The sequence below is a fragment of the Reyranella sp. genome (genome assembly GCF_965279465.1).
GTDB lineage: Bacteria > Pseudomonadota > Alphaproteobacteria > Reyranellales > Reyranellaceae > Reyranella.
Genome location: NZ_OZ257242.1, coordinates 6,464,188 through 6,491,131, shown reverse-complemented (window position 1 = coordinate 6,491,131; position 26,944 = coordinate 6,464,188). Strand labels below are relative to the sequence as shown.

The window sequence follows — 26,944 nt, the reverse complement described above, 5'->3', positions numbered from 1 at the left end:
GGGGAGGGAAAGGACTCTGATGTCTGACAAGGTTGCCCTCATCACTGGATCGACTTCCGGCATCGGCGCCGCCACGGCACGCCGGTTCGCGAAGGATGGCTACACGGTCGCGCTGCATTCCAGCCGCTCGGTGGAGGCGGGCCGGCAGATGGCGGCCGAGCTGGGCGGCCGTGCGAGCTACCACCAGGCCGACCTCGCAGACGACGCATCGGCCCGCACGCTGGTCGCGTCGGTGCTCGACCGGCACGGCCAGCTCGATGTGCTGGTCAACAATGCCGGCCTGTCGATCCGTATCCCCCATGCCGACCTGAAGGCGGCGACGCCGGCGCTCTGGCGCCAGATGCTCGACGTGAACCTGATCTCGCCGTTCGTTCTGGTCACGGAGGCCGAGGCCGCGTTGCGCGAAGCCAAGGGCTGCGTGGTCAACATCGGCACCCATGCCGGTGCCCGGCCCAAGGGATCGTCGATCCCCTATGCCGCTTCCAAGGCGGCGCTCCATCATGTGACCAAGCTGCTGGCCCTGGCCCTTGCGCCCGATATCCGGGTCAATGCCGTGGCGCCGGGCCTGGTCCTGACGCCGATGACGGCCAGCTGGCCGGACATGCTGGAGACCTGGAACACCCGGGCGCCGATGAAGCGGCCGGCGAAGCCGGAGGACATTGCCGACCTTGTGGCCGCGCTCTGCGCCAACGACTACGTTACGGGAGAGATCGTCATCGCCGATGGTGGGTTGAACCTCACCTAGCCAGACTGGAGGAAACAATGAACGTGCAGACCTTGCCGCCGGGCTACAAGACCGCGCCGTGGACGCCGCCCGAGAAGATCGACAGCGCGATGCTGGCCGACGCCTCGGCCAAGCTGATCGACCTGCTGCGCATCCGCACCCAGCCGATCGGCATGCGGCTGTTCGAGGATCCGGCCGACATGGAGAAGATCAAGGGCGTGCGCAAACCGACCGAGGGCTTCAAGTTCACCATGTGCCAAATGGTGACCCAGTCGCGCTGGTACGGTTTCACGCTCGGCATCACCGTCGACAACACGCGCGGCGGCAATTGCGGCGGCGTCGTCGGCCTCAATCACCCGGGCGAGGGCTTCCTCTCGGGCGACCACATGAACGGCGTGTGGTTCGGCAACAAGGAGGCGTCAGCCGCCCACCAGGCGCAGATGCCGCGTGTGCCCGACGGCAAGTACAACGGGCTGGTCGTCTCGCCGCTACGCTCGGCGCGGCTCGATCCGCCGGACATCTGCCTGTTCTACGGCACGCCCGGCCAGATGATCTATTTCATCAACGGCCTGCAGTTCCATCGCTATCGCCGCTACGACTTCACCGTCACCGGTGAGAGTGCCTGTGCCGATTCGTGGGGCAGGGCGCTCGCCACGCGCCAGACCTCGCTGTCGCTGCCCTGCTATGCTGAGCGGCGCTACGGCGGCGTGGCCGACGACGAGCTCCTGATGGCCTGCCCGCCGGACGAGTTCCTGCGCGCCATCGAGGGCATGGGCCATCTCGGCAAGAACGGGCTGCGCTATCCGTTTCCGCCCTATGGCGCGGCGATGGATCCGGCGTTCGGCATGGCCAAGAGCTACAGCTGACGTGCTCTATGTCGTCGCCTGGCCGTTGCTGAGCGAGGCCGACGACACAGCCCTGCGCCGCCTGAGGGCGCAATACCATCCGCGCGAGGCCGAGCTGATCGGCCCGCATTTCACGCTGGTGTTCGGGGTGGCCGTCGATCGCGAGGCCGCGCTACGGGACACGCTGGCCGCCATCGACCGGCGGCCGTTCTGGTTCCTGATCGACCGCATCGCGCGCGTCGATCTCCATCTCTACGCAGAGCCGTCAGACGGCGCGGCCGAGCTGACCGTACTGTATGACGCGTTGAATTCTGTGAAGTGGCACGAGCCGTTCCAGCCGCACATCACGCTCGGTCTCTTCTCGCATGCGAGCGAAGCCGAGCAGGTTGCGCGCATCGTCGGGCGCCAGCATCTTCCGATTCACGGAAGGGTCGAGGAACTTGCGCTGCTGAAGCGTGACGGCGACCGGCTCGACACCCTGGCGACGGTCCGCCTCGGCACATGAGGGTCTTGCGCCGGCTCGCGCTGGTGCTTCTGGGAATTGCCGCGCTTGTCCTTGCCTTCGGCCGCCCGGTGCTCTGGACCGAGGCCGCTCTGATCGTTTGGGACGTCGCGGCCGGCGGAGAGCAGACCCTCTGGCAACATCTCACCGATCGCCCGAGCGATCGGGCGGTGCGCTGGTTCGACGGCGAGGGCGACCTCTACACGCCGGCAACGACGGCACGGGCAGCCATGGTGCTGGTGCCCGGCGCGGCCGTGCTCGGCCGCGATGAGCCGCGCCTTCAGGCGCTCGCGCGGACCCTCGCGCGTGCGGGCTTCGTCGTGCTGGTGCCGGAGCTGCCCGAGGTGCGCCGGCTGGCGCTGTCGTGCGCCGATGCCGACCGGGTCTCCGCGGCCCTGCAGGACGACCTGGCCTTTGTCGTCGGGATCGGCGGATACCATGATTCGGAAGCAGCGATCCGCTTTGTGACCACCGGTGCGTTCCGCCCGCTCGGCGACGCGCGCGAGTTCCGCGTGACACCGAACAACTACGGCCGCTGGGCGTTTCTGCGGGCCAATGCCGACCGCCTCGACGATGCTGGCGACGCATTCATCCTGCAGACGATTGCACACACCCGGTTTCAGCAGCCGGATGCCGACGTTCTTCCCCTGGCGGCGAAGCTCGGCCCCGACGGGCGCGCGGTGCTGGCGCTGGTCGAGAACCGCGATCCCGACACGGTCACGCGCCTTGTCGCGGCCCTGCCCGAGAAGGTGCGGCGCGAGATCGACGGACTGAACCTCGCGCTCCATGACCTTTCCCGACTGCACGGCCACCTGATCCTGGTGCATGGCCGCGGCGATCGCCTGGTGCCCTACAGCGAGAGCCAGGTGCTGGCCGCCGCCGCGTCCAATGCGCGCGTCTCGCTGTTCCTGGTCGACGACATCGGCCATGTCGACTTCAACGCCGTCACCGCCGCCAACGGCTGGAAGCTGTGGAGCGCCGTCGCCACCCTGCTCGGCGAGCGGCGGTAGGGCGGAATGAGTTGGCTCTGCCGGTGAATGCGATAGCCCTCCGTAGGACGGGGGAGGGTTCTATTGCTACTTCCAGAGCGGCGGCAGGGGCGGGAGGCGGACGTTGCCGGGGTGGCCGGCGACGCCGAAGCGGGCGAGGGTTTCGCGGATCTCGCGCGGTGCGCGGATCGTCGGGCCCCGCGCGTCGACGCCGACGAGGCGCATCACGCGGTCGACGATCTTGTGAAAGCGGTCTTCTTCGGCGGGAAAGCGGCGGACCCGGATCGGCCGGGCGTCGTCGAGGCCGGCCTTGGTCTTGGCGATGCTGAGCGCGAGCTGCAGCCCGCCGAGCTCGTCGACCAGGCCGGCATTGCGCGCGTCGACGCCGGTGAAGACACGGCCGCGGGCCGCGGCGTCGAGGCGGCCTGCATCGAGCTTGCGCGCCTCGCCGACCTGGCGCGTGAAATCGGCATAGACGGCGTCGAGCTCGCGGCTGATTGCAAGCCGCTGCGGCGCGCTGGGCGGCTGGAAGGTGGAATACATGCCGGCGTTGGCGCCGGTCCCCAGGCGCTGCATGCGGACGCCGAGCTTGTCGAGCAGCTCCGACGCCACCGGCCAGACGCCGAACACGCCGATCGAGCCGGTGATGGTCGCGGGCTGTGCCACGATCACGTCGGCCCGTACCGCTGCCAGGTAGCCGCCGGACGCCGCGACGTCGCCCATCGACACAATCACCGGCTTGCCGGCGGCGCGCGCGCGGGCGACGCCGTCGGCCATGGCGTCGGCGGCAGGATACGTCCCGCCCGGCGAATCGATGCGCAGCACGATCGCCTTCACGTCCTTGCTTTGCGCCGCCGATTCCAGGGCGTCGACCACGTCCTCCGCGGTGGCCTGGGAGTCGTCGCCCAGCAGGCCGCCATCGCCCGAGCCCGAGGTGATCGTGCCCGTGGCGCGCACCAGGGCGATGACGTCGCCGCTCGAGCGCGGGCGCTTGTCGTCGTTGGCATAGTCCTCAAGGTCGATCAGGTCGTGTGTCGCGCCGGCACGCTGCCAGACGTCGTCCATCGCGTCGGCGCGATAGCCGAGCTTGTCGACGAGTCCCTCCTTGAGGGCGCGGTCGGCTTCGAAGGGCGCGGCGTCGATCAGCTGGCGCAGCCTGGCGGGCGCGATCTTGCGCTCGCGCGCCACATCCTCGATGAACTGGCCATACAGGCCGTCGATGAGCTGCTGAAGGTTCTCGCGGGCGGCCGGCGTGTAGCCGTTCTCGGTAAAGCTGTCGGGCGCGCTCTTGTACTCCCAGCGCTTGCCGCCCTCGATCCTGACGCCGAGCTTGTCGAGCCCGTTGCGCAGGAAGGGCGTTTCCACCGCAAGGCCCAGCACCGTGAAGCCGCCGCTTGGCTGCAGCCAGATCCGGTCGAGCGCCGAGGCGAGGTAGTAATCGGCAAAATGGTCTCCATTGCCGCCCAGCCCTTCGGCGAAGCCGATCGCGAACTTGCCCTTGCCACGGAAGCGCGTGATCGCCTGGCGCAGCTCCTGGACGCGTGCGAGACCGGCGGCGTCGTCGCCGATCTCGACATAGAGTCCGACGACGCGCGGATCCTCCGCGGCCTGCCATAAAAGCTGCAGGGTGTCCGTGAGGTCGCGCTGGTCGCGCCACAGACCGCCGCTCAGCAGGTTGCCCGACGGGTTCTCGGTCGGCAGCTGACGCAGGTCGAGCGAGAGCACCATTGAGGCAGGCAGTTGCCGGGGCGCGAGCGGCCCGGTGACGAGGAAGACGACGACGCCTGTGATCGCCAGCAGTGTCACCGTGCCGACGGTGGCCAGCAGGCCAACGATGAACCGCCGCATGGGCGCTCTACTCCACTCTACGATTTCACGAGATTGGGCCGAAACGACCGAACAGCATCAAGCATGGCCGACGCGCGCGCATCGAGCCCGTTGTCGCGCACCGCGACGGCCGCCGGCGCGCCACGGATCGGCCGCAGCCCGTCGTCCAGGTTCCACATCGAAAGCCGGAGGTCAGTGCGCATGAAGGTTTCGGGGACGAGGCCGATCTGCAGCTGGGGACGGAAGCCGAGCCGGCGCAGTCGGACCCACAGGATTTCATTCCACGCGAAGCGCCGGTTGCGGCCGAAGCCGACCGCGATGCCGTCGTGGTCAATCACCAGCTGGGGCTCGGGGTTCCTCGACCGCGTGAACCCTGCCCAAGCGTAATAGCCCATGGCGGCGACGAGCACGGCATAGAGCACGAAGCGTGGATCGTTGGCGGTCAATGACGGCGCCTGCCCCGCGCCGGTGACGAAGTGCAGGATGGAAATGCCGATCATGCCGGCCGCCAGCACCGTCATGCTGATGTTGTGAAGGCGGCTGTAACGGACTTGCAACGGCCTCACGGGCTCAGCCGCACTGGGCGCGATGGCGCAGCAGATGATCGGCCAGCACGCAGGCGACCATCGCTTCCGCCACCGGCGTGGCGCGGATGCCGACGCAGGGATCGTGCCTGCCCTTGGTGCGGAGCTCGACCTCGTTGCCGAACTTGTCGACGCTGCGCACGGTCGAGAGGATGGAGCTGGTCGGCTTCACCGCCAGTCGGCAGACGATCTCCTGGCCGGTCGAGATGCCGCCCAGGATGCCGCCGGCATGGTTGCTGAGAAAGGCCGCCTCGCCGTCGTGCATGTGCATCTCGTCGGCGTTCTCCTCGCCGCTCATCGCCGCAGTCGCGAAGCCGTCGCCGATTTCGACGCCCTTCACCGCATTGATGCTCATCAGCGCGCGGGCGAGATCGGCATCCAGCTTATCGTAGACCGGCTCGCCCAGTCCGACCGGCACGCCCGAGGCTACGACCTCGATCACCGCGCCGCACGAGCTGCCGCGCTTGCGCACGTCGTCGAGATAGCCCTCCCAGCCCTGGGCCGCCTGGCGGTCGGGACACCAGAACGGGTTGTCGCCCGTGGCATCCCAGTCCCAGCTGGCACGGTCAATCTTCTGGCTGCCGATCTGGACTACCGCGCCGCGGACGGTGACGGTATCACCCAGGATCTTGCGGGCGATCGCCCCGGCGGCGACCCGGACCGCGGTCTCGCGCGCCGACTGGCGGCCGCCGCCGCGATAGTCGCGCACGCCGTATTTCTTGAAATAGGTGTAGTCGGCGTGGCTCGGCCGGAAGCGGTCCTTGATCTCGCCGTAGTCGCGGCTGCGCTGGTCGACGTTGTCGATATGCAGCGCGATCGGCGTGCCGGTCGTGACGCCCTCGAACACGCCCGACAGGATTTTCACCGTGTCGGGCTCCTGGCGCTGAGTGACGAAGCGCGATTGGCCCGGACGGCGCTTTTCCATCCAGACCTGGATGTCGGCCTCGGCCAGGGGGATGCGCGGCGGCGTGCCGTCGACCACGCAGCCGATCGCGGGGCCGTGGCTTTCGCCCCAGCTGGTGAACCGGAAGAGGGACCCGAAGCTATTGCCGGCCATGGTCTGCCGGCCTCCCGTATCTACTCGCCTTCGAAGTTGCCGAGCAGCTCGGCGATTTGCTTCGCAGACGAGGTCTTGACCATGCCGACGACGTGGTAGCCGGCGTCGACGTGCATCACTTCACCGGTCACGCCGGTGCCGAGGTCGGACAGAAGGAAGAGGCCGGCATTGCCGACTTCCTTCGGCTCGACATTGCGCTTCAGCGGCGAATTGAGCTCGTTCCACTTCAGGATATAGCGGCTGTCGCCGATTCCGGCGAAGGCCAGCGTCTTGATCGGGCCGGCCGAGATGGCGTTGACCCGGATGCCCTGCTCGCCCAAGTCCATCGCCAAGTAGCGCACGCTCGCCTCGAGCGCCGCCTTGGCAACGCCCATGACGTTGTAATGCGGGATCACCCGTTCGGCGCCGTAGTAGGTGAGGGTGAGCAGGCTGCCGCCGTTCTTCATCAACGGCACGGCGCGCTGCGCCACCGACGTGAAGGAATAGCAGCTCACGTTCATCGTGAGCGCGAAGTTCTCTGCCGTGGTGTCGAGGTAGCGGCCTTTGAGCTGGTTCTTGTCGGAGAAGGCGATGGCGTGGACCAGGAAATCGAGCCCGCCCCATTCCTTCTCTACCGCGGCGAAGGTGGCGTCGATGCTGGCGGCGTCCGTGACGTCGCATGGGTAGACCATGTTCTCGCGGCCGATCGACTTGGCCAGCGGCCGCACGCGCTTTTCAAGCGCCTCGCCCTGGAAGGTGAAGGCGAGCTCGGCGCCGGCGTCGTGGCAGGCCTTGGAGATGGCCCAGGCGATCGAACGCTCATTGGCGACGCCCATGATCAGGCCTTTTTTACCGGCCATGAGTTGTGCGGCAGATGTCATGGCGTGTTCTTAGCGGGGCCGAGCCACCGGGACAAGATGCCGGTGGTGGAAGGCGTTCCGCCCCTGCATATTGTGGTCATGATCCGCGAGTTAGCCAATCCGCTGGCCCTCTTCGCCGAATGGTTCGCCGAGGCCGAGAAGAGCGAGCCGAACGACCCTTCGGCCCTGACTTTGGCCACCGTCGGGCCGGACGGCACGCCGTCGGCCCGCATGGTGCTACTGAAAGGCTACGACCCGGCCGGCTTCGTCTTCTACACCAACTATGAAAGCCGGAAGGGGCGGCAGCTGATCGCCCACCCCAAGGCAGCGATGCTTTTCCACTGGAAGTCGTTGCGCCGGCAGGTAAGGCTCGAGGGACCGGTCTCCCAAACCGGCGCCGAGGAGGCCGACGCCTATTTCGCCACCCGCGCTCGCGGCAGCCAGATCGGCGCCTGGGCCTCGGACCAGTCGCGGCCGCTGGAGAGCCGGTTTGCGCTGGAGAAGCGCGTCGCGGAGTTCGGCGCCAGGTATCTCATAGGGACGGTTCCGCGGCCGCAGCACTGGTCCGGCTTCCGGCTGCAGCCGCTGCTGATCGAATTTTGGCAGGACCAGGCGTTCCGGCTACATGACCGGCTGGAATACCGCCGTGCCGACGCTGCATCGCCATGGTCGACGCAAACCCTGTACCCCTGACCGCCACGCCCGAGGCGGCGTCGCGCCTGATGCGATGGGCCAGCATCGCGTCGATGACGGTTGCGACCGTGCTGATCGCCGCCAAGACCGTCGCCTGGCTCATCACCGACTCGGTGAGCATGCTGTCGTCGCTGATCGACTCGGCGCTCGACCTGGTGAGCTCCCTCATCACCTTCGTGGCCATCCGCCAGGCGCTTGTCCCGCCGGACGAGGATCATCGCTTCGGCCACGGCAAGGCGGAGGCGCTCGCGGGCGTGGCCCAGGCGGGCTTCATCGCCGCCTCGTCGGGCGGGCTGGTGCTCACCGTGATCGACCGCTTCCTGCATCCCCGGCCTGTCCAGGAGGAACTCGTCGGCGCGGCGGTGAGCGCGCTCGCCATCGTGCTCACCCTGGTCCTGATGCTGTTCCAGAACCACGTGGTGCGGCAGACCGGATCGCTCGCCATCAGCGCGGACCGTGCGCACTACACGACGGACTTCGTCAACAACATCGCCGTCGGGATCGGGATCTATCTGTCCAGCCGGCTTGGCGAGCCGATGATCGACCTCGCGGTCGCGCTCGGCGTGGCGGGCTATCTGGCGGCTGGCGCCTGGTCGATCGGCCGGGTGTCGATCGACGTGCTGATGGACCGCGAATTGCCGGCGCAGGATCGCCAGAAGATCATCGATATCGTCAGTCGCCATCCCGGCGTGCGCAACGTGCACGACCTGCGCACGCGTTCGGCCGGCCTGACGCAGTTCATCCAGCTCCACGTCGTGCTCCATCCCAACATGTCGCTCGGCCGCGCCCATGTCATGGGCGACTCCGTGGAGGCGGCGATTCGCGAAGCCTTCCCGCGCGCCGAGGTCATCCTGCATGTCGACCCCTATGTCGACGACGATCCGTCCGCCGAATGACGACCCGTCCTTCCTTCGTCATCGAAGACCAGTCGGAGGTCATCGCCTTCCTCGAAAAGCGGCTCGCGCCGGCCAAGCGCATCGACACGCATGGTGCCGTGGTCTTCCTGTCGGGGGAGCGCGGCTACAAGCTCAAGCGGGCCGTGAAGTTCCCCTACATGGATTTCTCGACCGTCGAGCGTCGCGCCGCAATGTGCGGGGCCGAGATCGACATCAACCGGCGGCTGGCGCCCGAGATCTATCTCGGCACGGCGCCCGTGCGGCGGACGCCCGAGCTGGTGTTGGGCGAGGTCGGCGAGCATGCCACCGACGCGATCGACTGGCTGGTCGTCATGCGCCGCTTCGACGAGGACGGCTTGCTCGACCGCATGGCCGAGCGCGGCCAGCTCACGCCGGGGCTGATGGCGGCGCTCGGGGAGCGCATCGCTCACTACCACGATGGCCTCGCGCCGATTCGGGACGGGTTCGGCCGGCCCGACGACTATCGCCACTCGGTCGCGGCCGACATCCGCCAGATGCTGGAGCAGGGGGCGCGGCTCGATCCGCCGACCAGCGAGGCCCTTGCCGAGAAGATGCCGGCGGCGCTCGAGCCGTATATCGATCTCGTGGCGCGCCGGGTCGAGGCCGGCGCGATCCGCCGCTGTCACGGCGACCTTCATCTGCGCAACATCGTTCTGCTCGACGGCAATCCGGTCCCGTTCGACGCCATCGAGTTCTCCGAGCGCATTGCCAATATCGACGTCCTCTACGACCTGTCGTTTGCGCTGATGGACCTGTGTGAGCGCACGCTGCGACCGCTGGCCAACCGGCTGCTGAACGAATGGCTGTGGCGCATCGCCGAGATGCCCGATGCCCCGCACGAGGAGGCGCTGGCGCTGCTGCCGATGTTCCTGTCGCGCCGCGCCGCGATCCGCGCCTTCGTCGATGCCCAAGCCGCGTCTCTCGGCGATGGGGACACCGCCCGGGCTCGCGACTACCAGCGAGTTGCGCTGTCGTTTCTGCAGCCCGCGCCGCCGCGTGTGATGGCGGTCGGCGGACTGTCGGGCAGCGGCAAGACGACGACGGCGTTGCGCCTCGCGCCCGAGATCGGCCGCACGCCGGGCGCCGTCGTTGTGCGCAGCGACGTCGAGCGCAAGCGACTCGCCGGGGTTGCGCTCGAAGATCGCATGCCGGCTGGCAGCTATACCCCCGATGCTTCCGCGAAGACCTACACCGCCATGTTCGAGCGAGCCGAGCGCATAATCCGAGCCGGCCAAAGCGTCGTGCTCGACGCGGTCTTCGCCAAGCCCGTAGAGCGCGAAGCCGCCGAAGGGCTGGCCCGAAAGGTCGGCGTGCCGTTCGAGGGCCTGTGGCTCGATGTGCCGAAGGAAGTTGCCCAGTCCCGCGTCGCCGCGCGCAAGGGCGACGCCTCAGACGCCACGCCCTCCGTTGTAGAGCGCCAGTTCAGCTACGAGCTGGGCGAGATCAGGTGGAGACGCCAGAAGTCATAGCTGGGAGCGCGTCTCTGTCGTTTACGTCTACGCCCGCTTCTTCGCCGAGGCGCTGCGCGGCAGCAGGCGGGCGAGGTATTGGCCGGTGTAGCTCTCTGGGACCTTCACGATCTCCTCGGGCGGGCCTTCGGCGACCAGCCGACCGCCGCCGGTGCCGCCGTCAGGGCCCATGTCGAGCACCCAGTCCGCGGTCTTGATGACCTCGAGATTATGCTCGATCACCAGCACCGTGTTGCCGCCCTCGACCAGGCGATGCAGCACCTCGAGCAGCTTGCGCACGTCCTCGAAATGCAGGCCGGTGGTCGGCTCGTCGAGGATGTAGAGCGTGCGCCCGGTGGCGCGGCGCGACAGTTCCTTGGCGAGCTTCACCCGCTGCGCCTCGCCGCCCGACAAAGTCGTCGCCTGCTGGCCGATATGGATGTAGCCCAGCCCGACCTGCTGCAGGGTCACGAGCTTGTCGCGGATCACCGGCACGGCCTTGAAGAACTCGCAGCCTTCGTCGACCGTCATGTCGAGCACGTCGGCGATCGACTTGCCGCGGAAGACGATGTCGAGCGTCTCGCGATTGTAGCGCTTGCCCTTGCAGACGTCGCACTGGACGTAGACGTCCGGCAGGAAGTGCATCTCGATCTTCATCACGCCGTCGCCCTGGCAGGCCTCGCAGCGGCCGCCCTTGACGTTGAACGAGAAGCGGCCGGGCTTGTAGCCGCGCTCGGTCGATTCGGGCAGCTGCGAGAACCAGTCGCGGATCGGCGAGAAGGCGCCGGTATAGGTCGCCGGATTTGAGCGCGGCGTGCGGCCGATCGGCGACTGGTCGATGTCGACGATCTTGTCGAGCTGGCCGACGCCCTCGAGGCTGGCGTGCTCGCCAGGGTATTCGCGCGCATTGTTCAGCTTCTTGGCCAGCGCCTTGTACAGCGTCTCGACGATCAGGGTGCTCTTGCCGCTGCCCGACACGCCGCTGACGCAGGTGAAGGTGCCGAGCGGGATGCTGGCCGTGACGTTCTGCAGGTTGTTGGCCTTGGCGCCCTTGAGCGTCAGCCAGCGGTTGCCGGTGTTCTTCGGCTCGCGGCGCAGCTTGGGGATCGGGATCTGGCGGAAGCCCGACAGGTACTGGCCGGTCAGGCTGGCGCTGTTCTGCATCACCTCGTCGGGCGTGCCCTCGGCGATCACCGTGCCGCCATGCGCGCCGGCGCCAGGGCCCATGTCGACCAGATGGTCGGCCGAGCGGATCGCATCCTCGTCATGCTCCACCACCAGCACCGTGTTGCCGAGGTCGCGCAAGCGCGTCAGCGTCTTCAGCAGCCGGTCGTTGTCGCGCTGATGCAGCCCGATCGACGGTTCGTCCAGCACATAGAGCACGCCGGTCAGTCCCGAGCCGATCTGCGACGCCAGGCGGATGCGCTGGCTCTCGCCGCCCGACAGCGTGCCCGAGGTGCGATTCAGCGTGAGGTAGGAGAGGCCGACATTGTCGAGGAAGCCCAGCCGCTCGTTGATCTCCTTCAGGATGCGGGCGGCGATCTCGCGCTGCTTGGCCGTCAGCTTGGGATCGAGCGCGAGGAACCACTTCACCGCGTCGCCGATCGAGAATTCGGTGGTCTGGCTGATGTTCAGCCCGGCGATCTTCACCGCCAGCGCTTCCGGCCGCAGTCGCGCGCCGTCGCAGGTCTCGCACTTGGCCTCGTGCTGGAAACGCTCCAGTTCCTCGCGCACCCACGAGGAGTCGGTCTCCTTCCAGCGGCGGTCGAGATTGGGGATCACGCCTTCGAACGGCTTGGTGGTCTGGTACTGGCGGATGCCGTCGTCGTAGCGCATGGCGATCGCCTCGCCGCTGCTGCCGTTCAGGATCGTGTCCCGCACCTTCTTCGGAAGCTCCTTCCAGGGCGTCGACATCTTGACCTTGTAGTGCTTGGCGATGCTCTCGAGCGTCTGCAGGTAATATTGGCCCGACGAATCGGCCCACGGCGCGACCGCGCCTTCGGCCAGCGACAAGCGATCGTCCGGCACGACCATGCCCGGATCGAAGAACATCTTCACGCCGAGGCCGTCGCACGCGGGGCAGGCGCCCTGCGGGGCATTGAAGGAGAACAGCCGCGGCTCGATCTCCTCGATGGTGAAACCCGAGACCGGACAGGCGAAGCGCGAGGAGAAGACGGTGCGCTCGCCGGTATCGGCGTTCTCCGCGACCGCCAGGCCTTCGGACAGCGTGAGCGCCGTCTCGATCGAATCGGCAAGCCGGTTGCCGAGGTCGGGCTTCACGACAATGCGGTCCACGACGACGTCGATGTCGTGCTTGTACTTCTTGTCGAGCGCCGGGGCCTCGTTGATCTCGTACAGCTTGCCGTCGATCTTGACCCGCTGGAAACCCTTGCGCTGCAGCTCCTGCAGCTCCTTGCGGTACTCGCCCTTCCGGCCGCGCACGATCGGCGCCATCAGGTAGAGGCGTGTGCCGTCGGGCATCGCCTTCACGCGATCGACCATCTGCGACACGGTCTGGCTCTCGATCGGCAGGCCGGTGGCGGGCGAGTAGGGCACGCCGACCCGCGCGAACAGCAGGCGCAGATAATCGTAGATCTCGGTGACCGTGCCGACCGTCGAGCGCGGATTGCGCGACGTCGTCTTCTGCTCGATCGAGATGGCAGGCGACAGGCCCTCGATCGAATCGACATCGGGCTTCTGCATCAGCTCGAGGAACTGACGGGCGTACGCCGACAGGCTCTCGACGTAGCGGCGCTGACCCTCGGCGTAGATCGTGTCGAAGGCGAGCGACGATTTGCCCGAGCCGGACACGCCGGTGATGACGACCAGCTTGTCGCGCGGCAGGTCGATGTCGACGTTCTTGAGATTGTGCTCGCGCGCTCCGCGGACGGAGATATAGCGATGCGGCTCGGCGGTAGCGGCGGGTAAGCGTGACTTGGCCATGTGGTCCCGACAATAGCGCGCGTTGGGGGAGGCGCGCATATGGCTATCCACATGAGAAATAACCATTTGCCGCGTCAGAAATTGTCTGGCGGCCCCGGCAGGCCCGGATTCCTCCGTTCAGCTGTGGACCCGCGCCAGCATGTCGGCCGCCCGGTTCCTCTGGGCGGCGCACTCGCGGGTCAGGAAGTCCAGCACGGCGCGGACCGACGGCAGCAGGCCGCGGCGCGACGGGAAAACGGCGTGGATGATGCCGGGCCGCGGGCGCCAGCCGGCCAGAAGGTCGACCAGCCGGCCGGCTTCGATGTCCTGCCATGCCGTCATGGTCGGCAGTTGCACGACGCCCAGCCCGGCGATCGCCGCCTCCCGCAGCGCCGACATGTCGTCGGTGACGAGGCGAGGGCGATGGGGAACGGCGGCGGTCGCTCCGTCCTTTCCCTCCAGCCGCCACTGGTGGTCGCGGCGCGGCGGGCCGAGATCGAGGCTCGGCAGGCCATGCAGGTCGGCGGGCGACCCCAGCGCGGCCGGCACCAGGCTCGGGGCCGCCACGAGGCACTGTGTGCTGTCGTCGAGCCTCCGCATCACGAGATCGGTCGGCTCCAGGGGCGCGAAGCGCACCCGGATCGCCACGTCGAACCCCTCGGCGATCACGTCGACGCGGCGGTTGGTGCTCTCCAGATGGACCTCGACGGCCGGGTTCTCGACCATGAACCGGGCGATCAGCGCGCCGATCGGGGACAGGACGAGCGCGGTCGGGCAACTGATCCGGACGATGCCGCGCGGCTCGGCCTGCATCTGGGCGACTACCTGCTCGGCCGCCTCGGCTTCGACCAGCATGGCCACGCAGCGGTCGTGGAACTCCCGGCCTACGTCGGTCACCGAGAAACGGCGCGACGACCGGCTGAGCAGCCGCACGCCCAGCCGCTCCTCGAGCCCCAGGATGCGGCGGCTGAGCCTCGACTTCGGCATGCCCAGGGCCCGGCCGGCGGCGGCGAAGCCCCCATGGTCGACGACCTGGACGAAATAGTAGAGATCGTTGAGGTCCTGCATCGTCCTGTTGGTAGGACGCTGCGTCGAGGATCGCAAACTTCCGGAAGCGGCGCGGGCGCGCCATCTGGGGACGATCACGGAGGACCACATGAACAAGAAGATCCTGGGCCGCTACGGCAACGATCGCGGCCATTGGGTGGGCGACGGCTTTCCGGTGCGCTCGCTGTTTTCCTACAACACGCTCGGTGCTCATATCAGCCCGTTCCTGCTGCTCGACTACGCCGGCCCGCACAACTTCGAGCCGACCAAGACGCGGCGCGGGGTCGGCCAGCACCCCCATCGCGGCTTCGAGACCGTCACCATCGTCTATGACGGCGAGGTCGAGCATCGCGACTCGGCGGGCAACGGCGGCGTTATCGGGCCGGGCGACGTGCAGTGGATGACCGCCGCGGGCGGCATCCTGCATGAGGAGTATCACTCGCCCGGTTTCGCCCGGACGGGCGGTCCGTTCCGTATGGTCCAGCTCTGGGTCAACCTGCCGGCGAAGGACAAGATGGCGCCCGGCGGCTACCAGGCCATCGTGGCGGCGGACATACCGGTGGTGGCGCTGCCGGACGGCGCCGGCAGGGCGCGCGTGATCGCAGGCACCCTGCAGGGCGCGACCGGCCCGGCGCGGACCTTCACGCCGGTCAACGTGTGGGACGTGCGGCTGAACCGCGACGCTGACCTAACGCTCGACCTGCCGGAAGGGCACAACGCCATGCTGGTGGTTCTCGGCGGGCATGTCACCGTGAACGGATCGCAGGAAGCGGGTGAAGCGGAGATGGTGCTGCTCGGCCGCGAGGGCCGGGACGTGTCGATCCACGCAGACGGCGATGCCACGCTGCTCATGCTGACGGGCGAGCCGATTGAGGAGCCGATCGTGGGCTACGGTCCGTTCGTCATGAACAGCGAGGCCGAGATCCGGCAGGCCGTCGACGACTTCAATGCCGGCCGGTTCGCGAATGCCGCCGCCTGACGAGGGGACCCGGCCGCCAGGGACGGCCGGGTCCGACGACCGTCAGGCTGCGGCAGCTTGCTCGGCCATCCGCTCGGTCGGCCTGTCGTTCATCAGAAGCTGCGCGGTGCCCGCGATCAAGCCGATCAGGACCGCTGCCTTCCAGGCGAGGTCGTAGTTGCCCATCAGATCGAAGAGATAGCCGCCGCCCCAGGCGCCGAGGAACGAGCCGGCCTGGTGGCTGAGGAAGGAAATCCCGGTCAGCGTCGACAGGAAGCGCAGGCCGAAGAGCTGCACGACCAACCCGTTGACCAGCGGGATGACGCCCAGCCAGAGGGTGCCCATGGCGGCGCCGAACAACACGATGCTGAGTGGCGTAGGTGGATGGAGGAAGAAGGCGGCGATCGCCGCCGAGCGCAGCAGGTAGATTCCGCCCAGCAGGAAGCGCTTGGGATAGCGGTCGCCCAGCCAGCCGAACAGCCACGAGCTGAGGATGTTGAAGCCGCCGACCAGCATCAGCATCAGCGCGCTGTAGCTCGGGTCGACGCCGCACTGGGCGAGATAGGTCGGCAGATGCGTTGTGATGAAGACGAGCTGCAGGCCGCAGACGAAGAAGGCCAGCGACATCACCACGTAGCCGCTGTGACGGCGCGCCTCGTCCAGGGCGCTCATCAACGTAAGGTTACGATCGGCGACGCGGCTGTTGGGCAACCGGTCGGCCCGGCTGCCGATAAAGGCGGCCGGCAGCATGGCCAGGGCGAGGATTGCGAAGGCCCACATGCCGGCACGCCAGCCGTCGTGATTGAGGAAGTACGCGGCAATCGGTGCGGTGAACATGGTCCCGACCGAACCTGCTGCCGAAACCAGCCCGAACGCCAGGGTCCGGCGATGCGGTGCCACGACACGCGCGGCGATGTTCGCCGTGATGCCCGAACTCGTGCAGGCGAGAGCCACGCCGATCATCACGCCCGAGCCCAGCACGATCGGCCATTGGCTCGTCGCCGTGGCCGTCAGCACGACGCCCGCGATGTAGATCAGCGCCCCGATCAGCGATACCCATCGCGTGCCGTACTTGTCGGCCAGGATGCCGGCGAAAGGCTGGCTCACACCCCACGCGACCTGCTGCACCGAGATGGCGAGCGCGAAGTCGGAGATGGCGATGCCGAGCTCGCGTGCGGCCGGCGCCTGGAAGAGGCCGAGATTCTGCCGGATGCCCATCCCGATGGTCATCATCAGCGCCGCCCCGCCCAGCATGGCGTAGGCCGCGCCCCGCGAGACCTGGGGAACGTGGAAGGAATTGCTCATGGCGGACGAGGTTAAGGAACGTCCTTCCGGGCGACCAATGAATTGTCGGAGGGCGTGCATGAGCTAGTCTCTGCTCCCGACAGGAGGCAAGACCCATGGCAACGACGACGGCCGGTAGCGTTTCGCGGATCTGGTACCAGAGCTTCGTGCACCCGATCGAGCAAGCGCCCTACATCGATCGCCTGCAGGGCATGCTCGACGCGATTGCAAGTCCGGGCATCCGCTTCGAGGTCCGCGGCCTCGATCCGCCGGACTTCGCGTTCCATGCGCTGAGCGAGTTCCGCTGCGCCGGTCAGGTCATCCGCAATGCCCTCCGGGCCGAGGAGGAAGGATACGACGCTTTTGTGCTCGGCCACTTCCAGGAACCGGCCCTGATCGAGCTGCGTGGCGCCGTCGATATCCCGGTGATCAGCTTGGGCGAGGCCAACATGCTCGCCGCCCTGAGCATGGCCCATCGCTTTGGGCTGGTGACCGTCAATCCCGTCTTCCTGCCCTGGCACGACCGACAAGTGCGGCTTCACGGCCTGGCCGAGCGCTGTGCCGGGACGCAATCGCTCGAGATGGACGTCCCGGCATTCATGAAGGCATTTACTGACGAGCAGGCCTATGAGGCGGTCCGCGCGCAGTTCGTGCAGCAAGTGAAGCCGCTGATCGCGGCCGGCGCCGAGATCATCATCCCCGCAGGGGGGCTGCCGATGATGCTGTTCGCCCGCGAAGCGCCTTTCGTGATCGATGGCGCGCCGATCATGAACGGTATCGCCGTAGTGGCCAAGGCTGCCGAAATGGCGCTGGCGCTGCGCGACATCACCAGGGTCGTGGTGAGCCGCCGCGGCACTTACGCCAAGGCGCCACCGGCGGCGATTGCCCAGTTCCTCGCGCACTGACAGCCACAACCCAAAATCGGTGGCTGTTCACAGGCGAGCGGCAGTAGGTTGGCCGCCTGTGAGGTAGGTGCCCGCGTCCCGCGGGCACCGGGAAGGCGAAGGAGGCCCCCATGGCGGGCAGCGTCAACAAAGTCATCCTGGTCGGCAATCTCGGCCGCGATCCCGAAGTGAGGTCGATGCAGGATGGCAGGTCCATGGTGAACATGTCGGTGGCCACGTCGGATACCTGGCGCGATCGCCAGAGCGGCGAGCGGAAAGAGCGCACCGAGTGGCACCGCGTGGTCATTTTCAACGAAAAGCTGGCGGAAGTGGCGCAGAAGTACATCCGCAAGGGCTCGAAAATCTATGTCGAGGGGCAGCTCTCGACCCGCAAATGGACCGACCAGAGCGGCCAGGAACGCTACACGACCGAGGTCGTGATCCCACGCTTCGGCGGCGCCCTCACCATGCTCGACGGCCGTAGCGGAGAAGGCGGCGGCGCCTCGATGGGCGGCGGGGGCATGGATGACGACTACGGCGCGCCGATGGCCGGCAGCGGTGGTGGGGGCGGTGGCCGTCCCGCGACGGCGGCGGCGCGCAGCAAGGCCGAACTCGACGACGACATTCCGTTCTAGGTCGGGCTTGAAACCTGCACTGGCTAGGCGGGTAGCCCCAGCGCCCGCAGTGTTTCGACCGTCTCGGCTGCCGACTGGTGGTGGACCGCGGCCATGCCGGCTGCCCGTGCGCCTTCGACGTTCGTCAGCACGTCGTCGATGAACACAGCCTCATCCGGCTGGAACCCGCCGGTACGGCAGGCGAGGTCATAGATCGCCCGGTCGGGCTTGGAATGGCCGACCAGGCCCGAGACCACGTAGTCGCGGAACAGCCCGAGAAACGGGTGGCGCTGGCGGGCCGGCCCGCGCAGCCACGGGTCAAGCAGGTTCGGGGCGTTGGACAGCAGGTAAAGCGGCGTGCCTGCTGCATGCAGTCTCTCGACCAGCGCTGCCATCTCGGGGAAGGGGTGAGCGCACATCTCGTCGAACCGGCCATAGAAGGCGCCGATCAACGCGTGCTTGTCGGGATGGAGGGCCTGCAGGCGGCGCGTCGCCTCGCCGGGATCGCCGCCACCATCCTGCACCATGTGCCACTCGCGCGTCGTCACCTCGGCAAGGAAACGCTCCATTTCGACCGGGTCGGGAATCAGCTGGCGATAAAGATGGCGCGGGTTCCAGTCGATCAGCACGCCGCCAAGATCGAAGACCGCCACCGAAGGCTTGGATAAGGGCAAAACACGGCCTTTCAGGGGGTGAATCACGGGGCGAATTTAGTCAATAAAATCAGTCGCTTAAAGTGTGTTGCCGGAACCGTTTTTTGTTGGTCTTTCCACGCCCGTTTGCTAGGGTGCAAAATGCCTCGGCGCGCCCGAGAGAACAAACAAAAATCCAGGTTTCCGTGAGCGACGATACGACCCTTCCGCCGGCGCCGCCGCCTCCGGGCGCGCCTGAAACGCCCCCGCCGTCGCCGCACGCGCTGATCACCATCGAAGAGGAGATGAAACGCTCCTACCTCGATTACGCCATGAGCGTGATCGTGGCGCGCGCCCTGCCCGATGCGCGCGATGGATTGAAGCCGGTCCAGCGCCGCATCCTCTACGCGATGAAGGAAGGCGGATACGATTCCTCCCGGCCGTTCCGCAAGTCCGCACGCATCGTCGGCGACGTGATGGGTAAGTATCACCCACACGGCGACTCGGCGATCTACGACGCCATGGTGCGCATGGCGCAAGATTTCTCCATGCGCCTGCCGCTGATCTCGGGACAGGGCAACTTCGGCTCGATGGATGGCGATCCGCCGGCAGCGATGCGTTACACCGAAGCGCGGCTTGCCGTCGTCGCCGAGACGATGCTGGAGGATATCGACAAGGACACCGTCGAGTTCCAGCCCAACTACGATGAGCGCGAGCAGGAGCCGACGGTCCTGCCGGCGGCGTATCCCAATCTGCTGGCCAACGGTGCAGGCGGCATCGCCGTCGGCATGGCGACCAACATCCCGCCGCACAATCTCGGCGAGCTGATCGATGCCTGCTGCGCGCTGATCGACAATCCCGAGCTCACCACCCAGCAGGTGATGGAATACGTTCCCGGGCCGGACTTCCCGACCGGCGCCAGCATCCTTGGCCGCAACGGTATCCGCGCCGCCTACGAGCTCGGCCGGGGCTCGCTGATCATGCGCGCCAGGACGCGAGTCGAGGAGATCCGCGGTGGGCGCGAGGCGATCATCATCTCCGAGGTGCCTTACCAAGAGAACAAGGCGCGCCTGCACGAACGCATCGCCGAGGTGGTGCGCGACAAGAAGGTCGAGGGCGTCTCCGAGGTGCGCGACGAGAGCGACCGCGACGGCGTGCGCCTGGTGGTCGAGCTGAAGCGTGACGCCATGGCTGACGTGGTGCTGAACCAGCTCTATCGCTTCACACCGCTGCAGACGACCTTCAGCGTCAATTCGCTGGCACTCGATGGCGGCCGCCCGCGGCTGATGACGCTCAAGGAGCTGCTCGAGGCGTTCATCCGCTTCCGCGCCGAAGTCCTGACGCGCCGCACGAGGTTCGAGCTCAACCATGCGCGCGATCGCGCCCATGTGCTGGTCGGTCTTGCCATTGCCGTCGCCAATATCGACGAAGTGATCGCCATGATCCGCAGCGCACCGGATCCGGTCGTGGCGCGTGAGCGGTTGATGGCCAAGGCCTGGCCGGCATCGGACGTGGCGCCGCTGATCGCCCTGATCGCCGAGCCCGGCCGCGCCGTGGCCGAGGACGGAACTTACCGGCTGTCCGAGGTGCAGGCCCGCGCCATCCTCGACCTTCGCCTGCAGCGCCTCACCGGGCTGGAGCGCGACAAGATCGCCGAGGAGCTGACCGAGGTCGCCAAGATGATCGAGGGCTATCTCGAGCTGCTGGGCGATCGCGACAAGCTGTTCTTCCTGATGCGGACGGAGCTCCTCGAGATCAAGGGCAAGTTCGCGACGCCGCGCCGCACCGAGATCCTCGACAACGAGTTCGAGCAGGACGTCGAGGACCTGATCCAGCGCGAGGACATGGTCGTGACCGTGACGCACGGCGGCTACGTCAAGCGCGTGCCGGTGTCGGCCTATCGCGCCCAGCGCCGCGGCGGCAAGGGCCGCTCGGGCATGGCCACGCGCGAGGACGATTTCGTGTCTTCGCTGTTCGTCGCCAACACCCATACGCCGGTGCTGTTCTTCTCGAGCCGTGGCATCGTCTACAAGCTCAAGGTCTGGCGTCTTCCGCTCGGCGCGCCGCAGGCGCGCGGCAAGGCGTTCGTGAACCTGCTGCCGCTCTCCGAAGGCGAGACCATCACCAACTTCATGCCGATGCCGGAGGACGAGGCAAGTTGGGCGACGCTCAACGTGATGTTCGCCACGGCGCGCGGCGCCGTGCGTCGCAACGAGCTGAGCGATTTCGTGACCGTCAATCAGAACGGCAAGATCGCCATGAAGTTCGAGGGCGAGGACGCCGGCGACCGGCTGATCGGCGTGGGCGTGTGCAGCGAGGAGCAGGATGTCCTGCTCGCCACCAAGCTCGGCCGCGCCATGCGTTTCCCGGTGTCGACCGTGCGCGTCTTCGCCAGCCGCGCCTCGACCGGCGTGCGCGGCATAGCTCTCGCCGACGGCGACGAGGTGATCTCGATGTCGCTGGTCGACGGCGGCAAGGGCATCACGACGGAAGAGCGCGACGCCTATCTCCGCCAGTCGCGCGCGCTGCGCCAGGCGGAGAATGCCGTGGACAACGGCGAAGAGGAAGCCGTGGCGGCGACCGAGGAGCCTGCGGCACCTGCGACGACCCTGTCGTCGGAGCGGTTCGAGGAGTTGCGGGAGAAGGAGGAGTTCGTCCTCACTGTGGCCTCGTCGGGCTTCGGCAAGCGGACCTCGGCCTACGAGTATCGGGTGACCGGCCGCGGCGGCAAGGGCGTCGAGCTGATGAACCTGGCCAAGGGCGGGCACGTGGTCGCCGCATTTCCGGTGCTACAGAGCGATCAGATCATGCTGGTCACCGACGCCGGCACGCTGATCCGTTGCCCTGTGGATGGAGTCCGCATTGCGGGACGCGGCACGCGCGGCGTGCGTATCGTCAATGTCAGCGAGGGCGAGCGCGTCGTTTCCGCCATTCGGATCGGCGAGGACGACGAGACGAACGGCAACGGAAATGGCGACGACCATTCCGAAACAAACGGTGGATAAGGGTCGTCCGTGTGGCTAAGACTTCGCCGCGCTGCACAATGCGCGAGTCGGGGAACGAGGGGGACACATGGCTGTAGAGCGCACCGGGGTCTATCCGGGCACGTTCGATCCCATCACGAGCGGACACATGGAAGTCATCCGCCGTTCGCTGCGTCTGGTCGACAAACTGGTGATCGGCCCTGCGATCAGCATTGGCAAGGGCCCATTGTTTTCGCTCGAGGAGCGGATCGAGATCATCAAGGACGACATTGCCGATTTCCCCGCGACAGAGCGCACACGCATCGAAATCGTGCCGTTCGAGGGCCTGTTGATACATTTCGCACGCGAGGTGAACGCCTCGGTGATCATCCGCGGCCTGCGTGCGGTGTCGGATTTCGAGTACGAGATCCAGATGGCCAACATGAACGCGCGCATGGAGCCCAACGTCGAGACGATCTTCCTGATGGCCTCCGATCGGCACCAGTTCATCGCCTCGTCGTTGGTCAAGGACATCGCACGGCTGGGGGGCGACACCTCCCAGTTCGTGTCCAAGAAGGTCTACGAACGCCTCAAACGGAAGTTCGGCAAGAGCTGACGGCCGGCTCGGCCGCGTTGACCCCGGCGCTCCCGCATCTTATATGGGCGCCGCGCGGGGTTTCGGCCTGTGACGCGACCCGGGAGCGAGCCCGTAGCTCAACGGTAGAGCATCTGACTTTTAATCAGAGGGTCGTCGGTTCGACACCGACCGGGCTCACCACGGGGTTCAAAGAGGAGAAGCACGGCTCATGCCGTCGGTGAACGTCGTCAACGGCAAGCAGATCGTGGTCGAGGATCTCGGCGCCGCCGAGCGTGCGGTCCGCTTTCTGGCCAAGCCGTTCGCGCAGATGTGGCACCATCAGGACCTCATCCAGGCGATCCTGCGCCGCGAGGTCAGCGAGCGCTTCAAGGGGTCGGCAGCCGGCTGGATCTGGGCCGTGGTGGCGCCCCTGCTGTCGATCGCGGTCTTTACGTTCGCCTTCAGCACCAGCCTGCAGCTTCCGAACGTCTACAGCGCGGCAGGGCCGCGGGTCGGGTATGCGCTGTTCATCTTCAGCGGCATCATCGTCTTCAACTTCTGGTCGGAGATGGCGTTTCGCGCGCCGATGCTGCTGCACGAGTACACCCACTTCATCAAGCAGACGATCTTCCCCAGCGACATGCTGGCGGTGATCTCGACCCTGCGGGCGGCGCTCTACACCCTGATCTCGATCGGTGTGATGCTGCTCTTCCAGTTCGCCATGGTCGGCAGCCTGCCGTGGACGGTGCTGCTGATTCCCTTCACCTTCATTCCGTTCATGGCGTTCCTGGTCGGCATGTCGTGGTTCCTGAGCGCGATCGGCGCGTTCACGCGCGATGCCGGCTACCTGATGATCAATATCGTGCCGCTCTTCATGTTCCTGACACCGGTGTTCTATCCGCACACTGCGCTGCCGCCGCCGGCCGACTTCTGGATCTATGCCAACGCGCTCACCGGCTACGTCGAGGTGATGCGCGACATCGTGCTGCTCGGCAAGCTGCCGAGCCTGCCGGTCTATCTCTGGACGCTGTTCACCTCGGTCTTCACCTTCTACTTCGGTTACTGGTTCTTCGACAGGTATCGGAATGTCATTGTCGACGTCATCTGATATCGTCGTCGAGACGAAGCACCTGGGCAAAGCGTATCAGCTTTACGCGCGGCGCAACGACTGGCTGAAACAGGTGATGCTGGGCTGGTGGAAGTCCTACTTCAAGCCATTCTGGGTGCTGCGCGACATCGACCTGCAGGTGAGGCGCGGCGAGAGCATCGGCATCCTGGGCCGCAACGGCTGCGGCAAGTCCACTCTCCTGCAGGTGATCTGCGGCATGACCCTGCCGAGTCACGGCGAACTGCGAGTCACCGGCCGCATCGCGCCGGTCCTTGCGCTGGGCTCGACCTTCGATCTCGAGCTGTCGGGCCGGGAGAACGTGATGATTGGCGGCGCCGTGCTAGGCTTGAAGCGGTCCGAGGTGCTGCGGAAGTTCAGCTCGATCGCCGAGTTCGCCGGAATCGGCGACTACATGGATCAGCCGGTGAAGCATTATTCGATGGGCATGCGTACGCGGCTCGCCTTCTCGATATGTGCCCATGTCGAAGCCGAGATCCTGGTGGTCGACGAGGCTCTGGCGGTCGGCGACGCCGCCTTCCAGCGCAAATGCCTCGACTGGATCGACAACTTCCGCAAATCCGGCACGCTGCTGTTCGTCTCGCATTCGATGGCGGAGGTCCGGCGCCTCTGCACGCGCGCCATCTGGATCGAGGAAGGCCGGATCCGCGAGGAGGGCGATCCGAGCGAGGTCATCCGCAACTATCACCGCGCGCTGATGGTGGAGAAGGACGACGTCCACCGCTTCTCGGCGAGCGGGTGATGGGTGATGGAATCGGGCCTCCTGTCGTGCATCGGCCTGGGCTGGTGGGCAACCGCCTCGATGGTGCAATGGGCAAGCGCCGCGCTGGCGCGCGCTCCCAGGCCTGAGGGTACGGTGCAACATCGGCCGGCCGACTTCAGCATCGTGGCGCCGATGAAAGGTACTGCGGACGCGTCGGCGGCTTACGTCGGGGCCCTGCGGGAACTGGCCCGGCAAGGCGCCGAGGTCCTGATCTGCGTGAGCCACGCCGACGACGGTGCCGTCGCAGCAACGCGGGCACTCTGGCACGATGCGCCGATCCTGGTCGGCAGCGACACCACCTTCAATCCAAAGATGAACAACGTGCGCAAGGGGCTCGAGGCGGCGTGCCGTCCGGTCGTAGCCCTCTGCGACGCCGGCATCATCCTCGATGCCGGGACACTGTGCCGCGCCGCGGCGCCGCTGTCTGATACGGTGGGCCTCGTGCTGGCACTCAAGGCCGGCGAGGCGCCCGGGAATTTCGCGGCCGACCTCGAGGGCGCCTACATCAACGGCCACCAGGCGCGCTTCCTCATCGCGGCCGATCGGCTCGGCATCGCGGTCGCGTCCGGCGGCGTCACCTTGATGGCGCACGAAACCCTGCAGCGGATCGGCAACTGGCGCGGCTTCAATCGCTGGATCGCGGACGATTACTCCGTCACGCGCTCGGTGCGTGAACTGGGCCTGCAGACCCGGCTGGGCGGCGTCATGCTGCGGCTGCCGCTCGGCCGGCGTGACTGGCCAGTGGTGTGGTCGCGGCAGGTCCGCTGGGCGCGGACTCGGCTGCGTCTGCCGGTATGGCCGCTGGTCGTATGGGAACCGGCGATCGGCTGGGCCGCCTCGGCGGTGGCTGGCTCGGTTGGCCTCGCGGCGGCCGGTTTCGGCAGCGAAGTGCTTCTCGCCGGTCTCATCCTGCATACTGTGGCGTGGCTCGCTGCCGAGGCGTGGTTCCTGACTGGGCAGGGCCTGGCGTTCGGTCCACGCGCTGCGTCGGCGGCCATCGTGCGCGAGGCGCTTGCCCCTGTGCTCATGCTGCGTGCGCTGAGCGGACGCCGCATCGACTGGCGCGGCACCGATCTCGGCGGGCAATGGCGCGGAGATTCGCGAGGGGATAGCTCGCAGGGGACGTCCGTATGACCGTGGTGCCGAAAGACATCACGACAATCACACTCCCCGAGCGTATGGACTCGGTGACGGCCTCTTCCGTCGAACAAACGTTGCAGGCGGCCTTGACGCGTGGCGCGAAGATCATCGTCGACGGCAGCGCGGTCGTTTACATGAGTGCCGCGGGAGTCCGTGCGCTCGCCAGTGTCCTGCATGGCGCCGAGGAGGCAGGTGCGCGCGTGGTGTTCTGCCGGTTCAGCGGACCGGCGGCCGATTGCCTGGACGTCAGCGGTTTCTCGCAACTTCTCGACGTCGCCGAGAACTTAGAGGATGCCACGGCGCGGTTGGAACCGCGGTTCGGGACAAGTGCCTCCCGGCGCTTGCACCCGCGCGGCGCAGCAGGGTAATTAAACGTCAGGCTGAGACTGACCAAGGACTCGGAGCGGGGGAAGATGCTGGCCGTTCCGGACGGAGATCGGATTTGACAATCTGGACCTGGCTACGCGCCGCAGCGCGACCTCCTGCCATTGTCCTCGGCTTGGGCATTTGGCTCGCAGGCTGTCAGGTGGTGCCGGGCGACGGTCCCTGGATGGGGGGAGCACAGGCGAGCAGCACCGAGGCTCTGCCTTTCGACGTCATCGACCTGACGCCGACCAGCGTTGTCGCCTTCAAGCCGGCGGCGAGCGTGGATCGGTCATCGGTCACCAGCAGGCTGTCTGCTGGCGGTCGTGTTTCCGTCGCTCCCGGCGATGTCCTCAAGGTGCGGATATTCGAGCCCTATGAGGGCAGCATCTTTCCGACCATCCAGCGACCCGGAGCGGATCTCGGCACGCAAAGGGTCACGGACGAGGGCACGATCAACATTCCTTATGTGGGCTCGGTGGCCGTCGCCGGCCTCGACCTCAGCCAGATCGAGCAGCGTATCGCCGGCCAGTTGAAGGGCAAGGCGCAGGATCCGCAGGTGATCGTCGAACTCGTTGCCGACCGCACCCACACGGTGATGGTGTCCGGCGACGTGAAGAATCCCGGCCGTGTCTCCATCCTGGATGGGACGCGGTCGGTCGTCGATGCCATCAATCGCGCCGGTGGACCGTTCAATGCAGCCAACGCAGCGGCAGCCCAGGTCGAGGTCGTGGTGCGGCGCCAGGGGCAGGTCATCCTGACGGCGCAGTATTCCGATCTGCTTGCCGGTAGCGATATCTCCATCCAGAAGAACGACGAGATCGTCGTGCGGCCCAACTCGCGCACCTTCACGGTGCTCGGCGCGGTGCAGAAATCGGGCAATGTCGACCTCACCAAGCCCAACCTAACCCTGCTCGAGGCCCTGGGGCAGGTCGGCGGGCTGTCGGACGAGCGGGCCAACAAGACCGGCGTCTTCGTGTTCCGGCTTGGGGATATCCAGAACATTCCGGGCGCACGGGCCCGTGTTTTTCGGTTGGACCTTGGCCAGCCGGTGTCTATCTTTGTTGCCCAGCAATTCGGGATGCAGGCCCGAGACGTGGTGTATGTCACGAATGCGCCACTTTACGAGTACAATAAGATTCTGTCGGCCGTCTATCGGACGTTCTCGGTGGTGGGTGTCGGAACAGGCTCCGTGATACCGGCGACGTCGTTCTGACCGCGGAGGTACGGGACTGACGGCCCGCTC

The 26,944-nt window shown here is 66.9% G+C and carries 25 protein-coding genes and 1 tRNA gene; 18 read left to right on the top strand and 8 right to left on the bottom strand.

Going from position 1 to position 26,944, the window contains the following annotated elements; all coding sequences use genetic code 11:
- The first annotated feature begins 19 nt into the window (after positions 1–19).
- From ACQY8M_RS31470 to ACQY8M_RS31455, 4 genes are read left to right on the top strand one after another with little or no spacing between them, the layout of a single operon-like run.
- On the top strand, positions 20–745 hold the full coding sequence (locus ACQY8M_RS31470; RefSeq protein ID WP_428664517.1) for an SDR family NAD(P)-dependent oxidoreductase: 726 nt from the start codon (positions 20–22) through the stop codon (positions 743–745).
- Between the two features lie 17 nt (positions 746–762).
- Positions 763–1,590 carry a DUF169 domain-containing protein gene (locus tag ACQY8M_RS31465; protein ID WP_428664514.1) on the top strand — a complete coding sequence of 276 codons (828 nt, stop codon included), beginning with the start codon at positions 763–765 and terminating at the stop codon, positions 1,588–1,590.
- 1 nt (position 1,591) lies between these two features.
- Complete coding sequence (locus ACQY8M_RS31460; protein WP_428664512.1) at positions 1,592–2,074, top strand: 2'-5' RNA ligase family protein; 483 nt, start codon at positions 1,592–1,594, stop codon at positions 2,072–2,074.
- Positions 2,075–2,079: 5 nt separating this feature from the next.
- On the top strand, positions 2,080–3,081 hold the full coding sequence (locus ACQY8M_RS31455; RefSeq protein WP_428664509.1) for a hypothetical protein: 1,002 nt from the start codon (positions 2,080–2,082) through the stop codon (positions 3,079–3,081).
- Between the two features lie 66 nt (positions 3,082–3,147).
- Here the strand turns inward: ACQY8M_RS31455 and sppA are convergent, their stop codons facing one another.
- The 4 genes from sppA to fabI are packed head-to-tail and all read right to left on the bottom strand — an operon-like array spanning position 3,148 to position 7,388.
- Complete coding sequence (gene sppA, locus ACQY8M_RS31450) at positions 3,148–4,908, bottom strand: signal peptide peptidase SppA (protein WP_428664506.1); 1,761 nt, start codon at positions 4,906–4,908, stop codon at positions 3,148–3,150.
- 17 nt (positions 4,909–4,925) lie between these two features.
- On the bottom strand, positions 4,926–5,408 hold the full coding sequence (locus ACQY8M_RS31445) for a hypothetical protein (RefSeq protein ID WP_428664503.1): 483 nt from the start codon (positions 5,406–5,408) through the stop codon (positions 4,926–4,928).
- A 49-nt stretch (positions 5,409–5,457) separates the two neighbouring features.
- Entirely contained in the window at positions 5,458–6,528 is a 1,071-nt protein-coding gene (gene aroC, locus ACQY8M_RS31440) for a chorismate synthase (protein WP_428664500.1), read from the bottom strand.
- Positions 6,529–6,548: 20 nt separating this feature from the next.
- Entirely contained in the window at positions 6,549–7,388 is an 840-nt protein-coding gene (gene fabI, locus ACQY8M_RS31435; protein ID WP_428664497.1) for an enoyl-ACP reductase FabI, read from the bottom strand.
- A 78-nt stretch (positions 7,389–7,466) separates the two neighbouring features.
- Here fabI and pdxH point away from each other — a divergent pair, with 78 nt between their 5' ends.
- Genes pdxH through ACQY8M_RS31420 form a run of 3 tightly spaced genes read left to right on the top strand, consistent with a single transcriptional unit; the run spans position 7,467 to position 10,446 of the window.
- Positions 7,467–8,060: a pyridoxamine 5'-phosphate oxidase gene (gene pdxH, locus ACQY8M_RS31430; RefSeq protein WP_428675555.1), complete on the top strand. Its 594-nt coding sequence runs from the start codon at positions 7,467–7,469 to the stop codon at positions 8,058–8,060.
- Complete coding sequence (locus ACQY8M_RS31425; RefSeq protein ID WP_428664494.1) at positions 8,033–8,956, top strand: cation diffusion facilitator family transporter; 924 nt, start codon at positions 8,033–8,035, stop codon at positions 8,954–8,956. Before pdxH ends, ACQY8M_RS31425 begins: the two co-directional genes overlap by 28 nt.
- Complete coding sequence (locus tag ACQY8M_RS31420) at positions 8,953–10,446, top strand: AAA family ATPase (protein ID WP_428664492.1); 1,494 nt, start codon at positions 8,953–8,955, stop codon at positions 10,444–10,446. Before ACQY8M_RS31425 ends, ACQY8M_RS31420 begins: the two co-directional genes overlap by 4 nt.
- 27 nt (positions 10,447–10,473) lie before the next feature.
- On the opposite strand, the gene uvrA is transcribed toward ACQY8M_RS31420, so the two are convergent.
- Positions 10,474–13,368 (bottom strand): excinuclease ABC subunit UvrA, encoded by a 2,895-nt coding sequence (gene uvrA, locus ACQY8M_RS31415; protein WP_428664489.1) that lies wholly within the window; start codon positions 13,366–13,368, stop codon positions 10,474–10,476.
- Between the two features lie 117 nt (positions 13,369–13,485).
- Entirely contained in the window at positions 13,486–14,415 is a 930-nt protein-coding gene (locus tag ACQY8M_RS31410; RefSeq protein ID WP_428664487.1) for a LysR substrate-binding domain-containing protein, read from the bottom strand.
- Positions 14,416–14,503: 88 nt separating this feature from the next.
- Here ACQY8M_RS31410 and ACQY8M_RS31405 point away from each other — a divergent pair, with 88 nt between their 5' ends.
- A complete protein-coding gene (locus ACQY8M_RS31405) occupies positions 14,504–15,373 on the top strand; it encodes a pirin family protein (protein ID WP_428664485.1) in 870 nt (289 codons plus the stop codon).
- A gap of 42 nt (positions 15,374–15,415) precedes the next feature.
- On the opposite strand, the gene ACQY8M_RS31400 is transcribed toward ACQY8M_RS31405, so the two are convergent.
- Positions 15,416–16,657 carry an MFS transporter gene (locus tag ACQY8M_RS31400; protein WP_428664482.1) on the bottom strand — a complete coding sequence of 414 codons (1,242 nt, stop codon included), beginning with the start codon at positions 16,655–16,657 and terminating at the stop codon, positions 15,416–15,418.
- 95 nt (positions 16,658–16,752) lie between these two features.
- On the opposite strand from ACQY8M_RS31400, the gene ACQY8M_RS31395 reads away from it, so the two are divergent.
- Both ACQY8M_RS31395 and ssb read left to right on the top strand, forming a co-directional pair.
- Positions 16,753–17,541, top strand: coding sequence for an aspartate/glutamate racemase family protein (locus ACQY8M_RS31395; protein WP_428664479.1), 789 nt, complete (start codon positions 16,753–16,755; stop codon positions 17,539–17,541).
- A gap of 110 nt (positions 17,542–17,651) precedes the next feature.
- Positions 17,652–18,155 (top strand): single-stranded DNA-binding protein, encoded by a 504-nt coding sequence (ssb, locus tag ACQY8M_RS31390; RefSeq protein WP_428664476.1) that lies wholly within the window; start codon positions 17,652–17,654, stop codon positions 18,153–18,155.
- Positions 18,156–18,178: 23 nt separating this feature from the next.
- Here ssb and ACQY8M_RS31385 read toward each other — a convergent pair whose 3' ends face one another.
- Positions 18,179–18,787, bottom strand: a complete 609-nt coding sequence (locus ACQY8M_RS31385; RefSeq protein ID WP_428664473.1) for an HAD family hydrolase — start codon at positions 18,785–18,787, stop codon at positions 18,179–18,181.
- 284 nt (positions 18,788–19,071) lie between these two features.
- Between ACQY8M_RS31385 and gyrA the strand changes: the two genes are divergently transcribed.
- The 8 genes from gyrA (at position 19,072) to ACQY8M_RS31345 (ending at position 26,914) form a co-directional block, all read left to right on the top strand.
- Positions 19,072–21,771, top strand: a complete 2,700-nt coding sequence (gene gyrA / locus ACQY8M_RS31380) for a DNA gyrase subunit A (protein ID WP_428675554.1) — start codon at positions 19,072–19,074, stop codon at positions 21,769–21,771.
- Between the two features lie 67 nt (positions 21,772–21,838).
- Positions 21,839–22,345, top strand: a complete 507-nt coding sequence (gene coaD / locus ACQY8M_RS31375) for a pantetheine-phosphate adenylyltransferase (RefSeq protein WP_428664470.1) — start codon at positions 21,839–21,841, stop codon at positions 22,343–22,345.
- A gap of 87 nt (positions 22,346–22,432) precedes the next feature.
- Positions 22,433–22,507 (top strand) — tRNA-Lys (locus ACQY8M_RS31370).
- A 28-nt stretch (positions 22,508–22,535) separates the two neighbouring features.
- Positions 22,536–23,414, top strand: coding sequence for an ABC transporter permease (locus tag ACQY8M_RS31365; RefSeq protein WP_428664467.1), 879 nt, complete (start codon positions 22,536–22,538; stop codon positions 23,412–23,414).
- The gene (locus tag ACQY8M_RS31360; RefSeq protein ID WP_428664464.1) at positions 23,398–24,174 is read left to right on the top strand and encodes an ABC transporter ATP-binding protein; all 777 of its coding nucleotides are present in this window, start codon (positions 23,398–23,400) and stop codon (positions 24,172–24,174) included. The genes ACQY8M_RS31365 and ACQY8M_RS31360 overlap by 17 nt, the downstream gene beginning before the upstream one ends.
- A gap of 6 nt (positions 24,175–24,180) precedes the next feature.
- Positions 24,181–25,329 carry a glycosyltransferase family 2 protein gene (locus tag ACQY8M_RS31355; protein WP_428664461.1) on the top strand — a complete coding sequence of 383 codons (1,149 nt, stop codon included), beginning with the start codon at positions 24,181–24,183 and terminating at the stop codon, positions 25,327–25,329.
- Positions 25,326–25,703, top strand: a complete 378-nt coding sequence (locus ACQY8M_RS31350; RefSeq protein WP_428664459.1) for an STAS domain-containing protein — start codon at positions 25,326–25,328, stop codon at positions 25,701–25,703. Before ACQY8M_RS31355 ends, ACQY8M_RS31350 begins: the two co-directional genes overlap by 4 nt.
- Before the next feature lie 158 nt (positions 25,704–25,861).
- Entirely contained in the window at positions 25,862–26,914 is a 1,053-nt protein-coding gene (locus tag ACQY8M_RS31345) for a polysaccharide biosynthesis/export family protein (RefSeq protein WP_428664456.1), read from the top strand.
- Positions 26,915–26,944: the final 30 nt, after the last annotated feature.